Origin of the sequence: Falsiroseomonas sp., from assembly GCF_051860665.1 — a bacterium.
GTDB lineage: Bacteria > Pseudomonadota > Alphaproteobacteria > Acetobacterales > Acetobacteraceae > Falsiroseomonas.
The window spans coordinates 1-8515 of the sequence record NZ_JBHYDM010000056.1 but is presented as its reverse complement, the minus strand read 5'-3'; the positions used below and the strand labels follow the sequence as shown (position 1 = coordinate 8515).

Below are 8515 nucleotides of genomic sequence, written 5' to 3'. Positions count from 1 at the left end.
ACCGGACGCCTATGAATCACACTGACGACCCGTGCCGGAATCCCCAATCCGATTCCGGCTGAGGTGAAAACGCTCTAAGCTCCAGGTTGGGGGCCCAATTTCGAATATCAGCATGAAAATTTTTCGGGTCCATGAGCGGCGAGAAGCTACTCAATATCTCTGCGGCGACTTCTTTGCCTGCTTCATCCAAGCCGGGGTGATGGTCAATTTGTCTCTTTAGCAGGGATATGGCGCGCCGTACGGTAAATATGCCGAAAATAGCGGTCTCCGTATCGGTTTGTAATATCGTCGTCCAGCAAGAAATTACCGGTTGGGCAGACGGCACCCTCAGCGCAAGTCTGCTAAACACTTCGCGAACATGATGTACGAGCGATGTTTGCATGGGTGTTCTGCGAGGCTCCAAACACGACCGTGACGGTGATTAACACGCACCGAGAACGGCCGCAGCAATCTTAGTGGCCACTCGGGTGTCGTGCCATCGCAACGGCCATCAGCTTGGTGCGCGCCTAATGAACTGCTGCAGCGCCTATGAGGCCCCATTCAGCCAACAGTTAGGCGCGGAGGTACATTCAAACCGCCGCCACCTCCACCCGCGCCACCAGCCCCAGCGCCCCCGCCAGCGCATCCAGCCTGCGCTGCACGCTCTCCCCCGCGAACACGCCGCTCCCCTCCACCAGCCGCAATTGCAGCTCCCCGCCCCGCACCCGCAGCGCGGTGCCGGCCAGCAGCACGGGGGTGCCGCCCGAGAGGGTAAAGGCCAGGCGCAGCGCGGCGCCCAGCGTTTCGGCGCGCTTCACCGCCGCCGCGTCCAGCAGCATCCGCGCGGTGGCCAGGAAGGGGGCGGTGGCGTCGGCCTCGTAGCGCAGCGCCACCACCATCGCCAGAAACGCCCGCTGGTGGTGATCCAGGCCAACACCCGGCTGGCGCAGGACCCGGAAGAAGGCCTGTTCGGCGCGGTAGTCGGGGTGGTCGTGGCTGCCGATATCGGCGATCCAGCAGCTCGCCTCGCGCAGGGCCGCCTGGTCCGGCGCCTCGCCTTCGAACAGCGCCTGGGTCCAGGCGAAGAGGGCGGGCGGCAGTTCGGGGTCGCGGCCCCATTGCCGGGATAGGTCGTGGCCGGCGGCCAGCATGGGGTTTTGGCGGCGCACCGCATCCGGCAGCAGGCGGGCATACCAGCCTTCCCGCAGCCCGTTGGCGGAGAAGACCACGCGGCTCGCCCCGGTGGCGCGCAGCAGCCGGCGCAGCACCACGGCGGCGAAGGGCATGTCGCCCAGCCGCTTGGCCGGGGCGCCGGGCATGGCGGCCAGCATCTTGCGGTCGGCCTTGGCGACGACGCCGGCCAGGTCCCGCGCCTCCTCCCGCCGCAGCACATAGTGGTGGACGATGGACAGCGGATAGCCGGTCTGGGCGATGTGCATCTTGGCCAGGGCGCGCCAGGCGCCGCCTACCAGGTACAGGTCCCGCCCCTCGCCGCGCTTCAGCCAGGTCACGCGCGAAAGGTCCGCCTCCACGATGGCGCGCGCCTTCGCCACCTCGCCCCCGGCGCGGTCCGCCAGGCGGATGGCGCCGATCGGCAGGCTGGCCGCGGTGGTGGCGCGGCCGCGATCCAGCTCCACCACCTCCAGCGACCCGCCGCCGATATCCCCCAAAATGCCATCCGCCTCGGGGAAGCCGAGCAGCACGCCATCGGCGGAGAGATTGGCCTCCTCCTCCCCGGTCAGCACGCGCACGGGCAGGTCGGGCAGGCGGTCGCGGAGCGCCGCGATGAAGTCCGGGCCGTTCTCGGCGTCCCGTGCCGCGGCGGTGGCCACCACCTCCACCGTCTCGGCGCCCATGGCCCGCGCCACGGCGGCGTAGCGGCCCATCACCGTCAGCGCGGGGCCGATCGCCTCCTCGTTCAGCCGTCCCGTGTTCTGCAGCCCGCGGCCCAGGCCGAGCACCGCCTTCTCGTTGAAGATGGTCAGCGGGTTGCGCGACAGCCCCTCGAAGACGACGAGGCGGACGGAGTTGGAGCCGAGGTCCACCACGCCCAGGCGAGGGGGCGGGCCGTCTATACGGTTACGGGGCATGGTGCGGTGCAGCGTCCAGGACAGCGTGGGAGGGTGGGTGGCGAAATCCGGCCGCCGCGTCAACGCCCCGGCGGCCGGAGGGTGGCGGGGCGGCGGGGCAGTTTCGCGCGGGATGCTTCCTGAAACGTGCAGAGGGGCGCGGAGGCCCCCACCCCGTTGGACGCATGCGTCCAACCCCCCCGCAGGGCGGGGGAGGGCCTTTCTAGTCCTGCAGGACGCGGTCCTGGCGGTTGCGGCGGGGCGGGCCGGCGGGGCGCTGGGCGGCGCTGCCGCGGCCGGAGAGCGAGGGGTTGGTCATGAAATACTCATGCGCCGACACCGGCTTCGGCCCCGGCGCCACGCGGCGATAGGTGCCATCGGCGCGCAGCTGCCAGGACTGCATCGTATCCTGCAGGTTCACCGCCATCACCTGGTCGAGGATCTGCGTATGCACGGTCGGGTTCTCGATCGGCACCATCGTCTCCACCCGCCAGTCCATGTTCCGCGCCATCAGGTCCGCGCTGCTGATGAAGACGCGGGCGCGGCGGGATGGCAGGCGGTGGCCATTGCCGAAGACATAGACGCGGCTGTGTTCCAGGAAGCGGCCGACGATGGATTTCACGCGGATATGCTCGGACAGGCCGGGCACGCCCGGGCGCAGGCAGCAGATGCCGCGCACCACGCATTCCACCCGCACCCCGGCCTGGGATGCGCGGTACAGCGCATCGATCAGCTGCTCATCCACCAGGGAGTTCATCTTCAGCCAGATGCCGGCGGGCTTGCCCTCCTGCGCGAAGGCGATCTCGCGCTCGATCAGGCCGAGCAGGGCGGGGCGGATGGTCAGCGGCGCGAAGGCCAGGCCCTCCATCGTCTCCGGCCGCGCATAGCCGGTCATGTAGTTGAACAGTTTCGCGGCATCGCGCGTCAGCGCCGGGTCGGCGGTGAAGAAGGACAGGTCCGTGTAGATGCGCGCGGTGATCGGGTGGTAGTTGCCGGTGCCGAAATGCGCATAGCTGCGCAGCACATCGCGTTCGCGCCGCACCACCAGCGAGACCTTGGCATGGGTCTTCAGCTCGACGAAGCCGAAGACCACCTGCACGCCGGCGGCCTCCAGCTCCCGCGCCAGGGCGATGTTCCGCTCCTCGTCGAAGCGGGCCTTGATCTCGACGATGCCGGTGACGGATTTGCCGGCCTCCGCCGCCTCGATCAGCGCGCGGGCGATGGGGCTGTCGCGGCTGGTGCGATACAGCGTCTGCTTGATGGCGACCACATTCGGGTCGCGCGCCGCCTGGCGCAGGAACTGCACCACCACGTCGAAGCTCTCATAGGGGTGGTGGACGACGATGTCCTTGGCGGCGATCGCCGCGAAGCAGTCGCCGCCGAAGTCCAGGATCCGTTCGGGGAAGCGCGGCGTATAGGGGGTGAAGAGAAGGTCCGGCCGGTCGTCCACGATCAGCTGCTTGATATCGGCGATGCCGAGCAGCCCATCCACCTTCACCACGCCCGCGCGGTCCGAATCCAGCTCCTCCGCCACCAGGTGGACCATGTCCGCGGACATGCGGGATTCGACCGAGAGCAGGATGGCCTGGCCGCGGCGGCGGCGCTTCAACGCGGTTTCGTAGGAGCGGACGAGGTCCTCCGCCTCCTCCTCGAATTCCACATCGGTGTCGCGGATCAGCCGGAACAGCCCGTGCTCGGCGGCGATGAAGCCGGGAAACAGGCGGCCGAGGAAGAGGACGATCAGGTCCTCCAGCATCACGAAGCGGATCTTGCCGCGCGACTCCGCTTCGGGGGGAAGGCGGATGAAGCGCTCGATCTGCGGCGGCAGCGGCAGCAGGGCGCGCATGGTGCCGCCATCCTCCTCCCGCACCAGCTTCAGCACCATGCAGAGCGCCAGGTTGGCGATGAAGGGGAAGGGATGCGCCGGGTCCACCGCGAGGGGCGTCAGCACCGCGAAAACCCGGTCCATGAACCAGCCCTCGAGCCAGGCACGGTCGGCTTCGGTCAGCTCCACCGGCTTGCAGACGGTGACGCCGGCGGCATCCAGCAGGCCGCGCAGCTCGTGCCAGGCCTGCTGCTGCCCCTCGATCAGCGCCTGCGCCGCGGCATTCACCGCCGCCAGCTGCCGCGCCGGCGTCAGCCCATCCGGTGAGGGCGTGGTAATGCCGGCGCGGTCCTGGCCGACCAGGCCAGCGACGCGGACGGAGTAGAATTCATCGAGGTTGGAGGCGGAGATCGCCACGAAGCGCAGCCGTTCCAGCAGCGGGTGCCGCGGATTGGCCGCCTCCTCCAGCACCCGCGTATTGAAGGCGAGCCAGGACAATTCGCGATTGATGAAGCGCGCCGGGCTGTCGGGCGCGATCGGCGGCAGCCGCACCGCGCCATGCGGCGCCCCGGGCTTCGGGGCCGGATTGGGGGCCGGTGTGACGGCCGGGGGGGCGGGCTGCGGCATCGTGTCCATGGGGTGAGACTAGCCCAGCCTCCCTGCGGCCGGGGAGGGCGTTTGCGACGACGTCTCCGAACGGTCATCCAGCGCCAGCACCTGCCGCGCCAGGGCGCGCGTCACCGGCGTGCCGCCGGCCAGCGCCGCCGCATCCAGCGCCGCCACGGCGCGCGCGATGGCCGCGGCATGGCGCGGCAGGCGGGACAGCAGGAAGGCCTGCACCCCGGGCTCCACCCGCAGCTGCCGGTCCGCCAGATGTTTTGCGAGCAGCGCCGCCAATAGCCCCTCCCCCGGCCGGGCGACTTCCACCGCCGGGGTCGCGCGCAGCCGGCTGGCCAGGTCGGGCAGGATTGTGGGCCAGCGGGCCGGCGGCGCGCGGGCGGCCAGCAGCAGCGGCGCGCCGGTCTCCGCCGCGTGGTTGATCAGGTGGAACAGCGCCTGCTCCGGCGCGGCATCCGCGCGGTCCAGCGCCGTGCCCGGCACATCGGCCAGCGCCGCATCCATGGTGAGGCCCGGCCCCTCCAGCCGCCGCCAGCCCAGCCGACGGGCGGTGACATGCAGCATATGCGACTTGCCCACCCCCTCCGGCCCATGCAGCGCCAGGCGGCGCAGCGGCCAGCCCTCGGGGGCTTCCAGCCAGGCGAGCGCCTCGGCATTGGAGGGGTCGGGGATCAGGTCCTCGGCGGCATCGGATTCCTGCAGCGGCAGGGGCAGGGCCAGCTGCAGGCTCATCGCGGTGCCTGCGCGAGGAAATCGGCGATGGCCTCCACCACGCCCGGCGCCAGGGGGCGGGCGGGGTCGGCATAGGCGGCGAGGTTGTCCGCCGCATCCTCCGCCACGGCCTTCAGCACATGGTTGACCCCGGGCAGCAGCACCAGCCGAGCTTCCGGGCGGGCCGCGGCGAGCGCCGCCGCATCCGCCTGCGTCACCTGCAGGTCCCGCAGCCCCTGCAGCACCAGCAGCGGCGCCGGTGCCGCCGCGGCCAGGGCCGGCGGGTCGAGGGCAAGGAGGCTGGCGAGGAACCCGGCCAGGCGCGGGCGGAACAGCGGCAGCAGCGGCGGCGAGATCGCCTCCGGCAGCCCCTGCCCCGCCTCCAGCCGCGCCAGCAGGCCCTCCGCCTCCGCCCGCAGCGGGCCGGGCGGCAGGGCGCGGTCGAGCTGTTCGCGCAGCACCGCGCCGATCCGCCGGCCGGGGGTGGCCAGCAGCACCAGGCCGCAGAGGTCGGGCAGCTGGCCCGCGGCCAGCAGCGCCACCAGCCCACCCTCGCTATGCCCGGCCAGGACAAGGCAGCCGGCGCCGCGCGCGCGCAGCACGCCGGCCCAGGCCGCGATATCCGCCGCATAATCCGCCATGGTCACCGCCTCGGCATCCCGCACCGCCGCCCGGCTGCCGTGCAGCCCGCGCTTGTCGATCCGCAGGCTGCCGATGCCGCGCGCGGCCAGGCCTTCGGCCAGCAGGCGATAGGTGTCGGGGCGGTAGCCCGGGCCATTGCCGTCGCGGTCGGTGGCGCCGGAGCCGGGGATGATCAGCACCATCGGCCGGCCGGGCAGAAGGCTGCCCTCCAGCGGCCCCTGCGGCCCGGGCGCCTGCAGCGGCGTCGCCGCCCCCGCCGGCAAGGCCGCCAGGGCCAGCCCGGCCAGCAGCGCCGCGCGCGGCCAGCCACCACCGGTCGGGCGCGGCGGCGAAGGTGGGGGGTTGGCGCGCGGCATGGCTGCCGCGGATGCTATCCGATGCGGGCCGCCCTGTCCCGCCCACCTCACCCGCTGCCCGTGCGTGGCGGGTCCAGGTAGAGCGGGCTTTCCAGGTAGCGCCGCAGCCAGTAGCGCGCGACCACGCCGATGGCCGCCGCCATCGGCACCGCCAGCAGCACGCCCAGGAAGCCGAAGGCCACGCCGCCCGCGAAAAGGGCAAAGATCACCCAGACCGCATGCAGTTCCACCCGGTCCCCCAGCAGCCGCGGATAGATCACATAGCCTTCCACGGTCTGGCCGATGACGAAGATGGCGACCACCAGCAGCACCTCGTTCCAGGTGCCGAACTGCGCCACCGCCAGCACCACCCCTGTGGCGAAGCCGGTCAGCGAGCCGACATAGGGGATGAAGGACAGCAGCCCGGCCATCAGCCCCACCGTCAGCCCCAGCTCCAGCCCGACGGCGGAGAGCGCCGCGGCGTAGTAGGCGGCCAGGATGGCGCAGCACAGCAGCTGGCCGCGCAGCCAGGCCGAGAGCACCCGGTCCGTGTCGCGGGCCAGTTGCCGCAGCGTCTGCGCCGATTTGCGCGGCAGCCAGCTCTCGATCCGCGCCATCATCGCCTGCCAGTCGCGCAGCAAGTAGAAGCCGACGATCGGCGTCACCACCAGCAGGGCGAAGACGTTGAACAGCGCGACGCCCCCGCCGATCAGCCGCGCCACGGCGGTACCGAGGAAGGTGATCATCTGCCCGGCCTGGCCGATGACGAGGTCGCGCAGCTGGGCATCCACCACCTCCGGCCCGAAGGCATTCTGGGCGGCCTCCAGCGCCTGGCGCATGGCCTGGCCGATGCCGGCCACATAGGCGGGGGTGCGCACCACCAGCACGCCGATCTGCGCCACCAGCAGCGGATAGAGCAGCAGCAGCGCCAGCAGGGCCAGCGCCGTCAGCGCCAGGACCAGCAGGAAGGCCGCCACCGGCCGCGGCAGGCCGAGGCGGGCCAGCCGGGTGGTCGGCGGATCGAGGAAATAGGCGATGCAGCCGGCCAGGACGAAGGGCGTCAGGATGGCGGAGAAGAGCCAGATGGCGAAAAGCAGCCCGCCCAGCCCGCCCAGCACCACCGCCCAGCGTTCCGCCCGCGTGGCGCGCCGGCCCGGCTGCACGGGCGGCGGCAGCGGCGCCGGGCCGGGCCGCGGCTTCGGCAGGTCCCCCGGCGGTAGGGGCACGGCGGGCGGCAGGGCCGGCGGGCGCGCCGGGGGATTTACCGGCGGGCGCGCCGGGGGATGTGCCGGCGGGCGAAAGGGGCCGCTCATCGCCCGGACCGCGCCGCCTGCACCACATAGGCGGCGCCGGAGGCGAAGGTGGTCAGCGCCACCAGCAGGATCGCCCCCTCCAGCAGCGGACGGGCGCCGAGGCCGTAGCCGGCCATCAGCAGGGCGAAGGCCGCGAGGCCGATCTGCAGCAGGGTGTTCAGCTTCGAGATCCAGAGCGGTTTGATCAGCGGCGGCTGGCCAAGCAAATACAGGACCAGCACGCCGCCGACGATCAGCAGATCGCGGAAAACCACCAGGATGGCCAGCCAGTCCGGCAGCACGCCGAGGCCGGCCAGCGTCACATAGACCGAGACCAGCAGCGCCTTGTCCGCCACCGGATCCATCATGGCCCCGAGCGCCGAGCGGCTGTTGCGCCGCCGCGCCAGCCAGCCATCCAGCCCATCCGAGACCCCGGCCGCCACGAAGACCCAGAAGGCGAGGTCGAGCCGGTGCTGCAGCATCAGCCAGATGGCGGCCGGCACGGCGCAGAGCCGGGCGAAGGTGATGGCATTGGGCAGGGTGAAAGGGCCGGCATCCGCCGGCGGGGGCAGGGTGAAAGGGCCGGCATCCGCCGGCGGGGGCAGCGTGAAGGGCCCGGCATCCGCCGGGCTTCCGGGCGGGGCCGGTGCCCCGCCGCGCGGCGGGGCCGGGTCAGCGGCTCCCGGCAAGGCTGAGGCGCCATCCCTCGCCGGTGCCCTGCGGCGCGCGGCCGGGCAGCCCGGCCAGGCGCGGGTCCACCGGCGCCGGCGCCTGGCCCAGCGCGAGGCCGAGCCCCGCCAGCTCCGTCGCCGCTTCCGGCGGCTGGCTGCGCAGGCCGAGGCGCAGGCGGGCCTGGTCGCCGGCGATGGTCACCACCTCCACCCGCGCCACCGGGGCGGCGCTGCCCAGGCGGCGGTTGATCTCCACCCATTCGGCGAAGCTGCGGTAGCTGGCGAGTGCCTCCACCGTCGCGACCGCCGGGCCGCTGGCCACCGGCGCGGCCGGGGCCTCCGCCGCGCCCGGCGCCGCGGCCGCCCCGCCGGG

7 protein-coding genes are annotated in these 8515 nt (G+C 72.4%); all 7 read right to left on the bottom strand.

Annotated elements, in window-relative coordinates; translation table 11 throughout:
• Positions 1-569: 569 nt before the first annotated feature.
• Positions 570-2069, bottom strand: a complete 1500-nt coding sequence (locus ACTIF1_RS26365) for a Ppx/GppA phosphatase family protein (RefSeq protein ID WP_439599449.1) — start codon at positions 2067-2069, stop codon at positions 570-572.
• Positions 2070-2271: 202 nt separating this feature from the next.
• Positions 2272-4509: an RNA degradosome polyphosphate kinase gene (locus ACTIF1_RS26360; RefSeq protein ID WP_439599448.1), complete on the bottom strand. Its 2238-nt coding sequence runs from the start codon at positions 4507-4509 to the stop codon at positions 2272-2274.
• A 9-nt stretch (positions 4510-4518) separates the two neighbouring features.
• A complete protein-coding gene (locus ACTIF1_RS26355; protein WP_439599447.1) occupies positions 4519-5223 on the bottom strand; it encodes a chromosomal replication initiator DnaA in 705 nt (234 codons plus the stop codon).
• On the bottom strand, positions 5220-6200 hold the full coding sequence (locus ACTIF1_RS26350; protein ID WP_439599446.1) for an alpha/beta hydrolase: 981 nt from the start codon (positions 6198-6200) through the stop codon (positions 5220-5222). Before ACTIF1_RS26350 ends, ACTIF1_RS26355 begins: the two co-directional genes overlap by 4 nt.
• A gap of 47 nt (positions 6201-6247) precedes the next feature.
• Complete coding sequence (locus ACTIF1_RS26345) at positions 6248-7405, bottom strand: AI-2E family transporter (RefSeq protein ID WP_439599445.1); 1158 nt, start codon at positions 7403-7405, stop codon at positions 6248-6250.
• A gap of 83 nt (positions 7406-7488) precedes the next feature.
• On the bottom strand, positions 7489-8160 hold the full coding sequence (locus ACTIF1_RS26340) for a CDP-alcohol phosphatidyltransferase family protein (protein WP_439599444.1): 672 nt from the start codon (positions 8158-8160) through the stop codon (positions 7489-7491).
• The coding region (locus ACTIF1_RS26335) for a hypothetical protein (RefSeq protein ID WP_439599443.1) at positions 8144-8515 on the bottom strand (372 nt) is incomplete at its 5' end. The genes ACTIF1_RS26335 and ACTIF1_RS26340, both read right to left, overlap by 17 nt.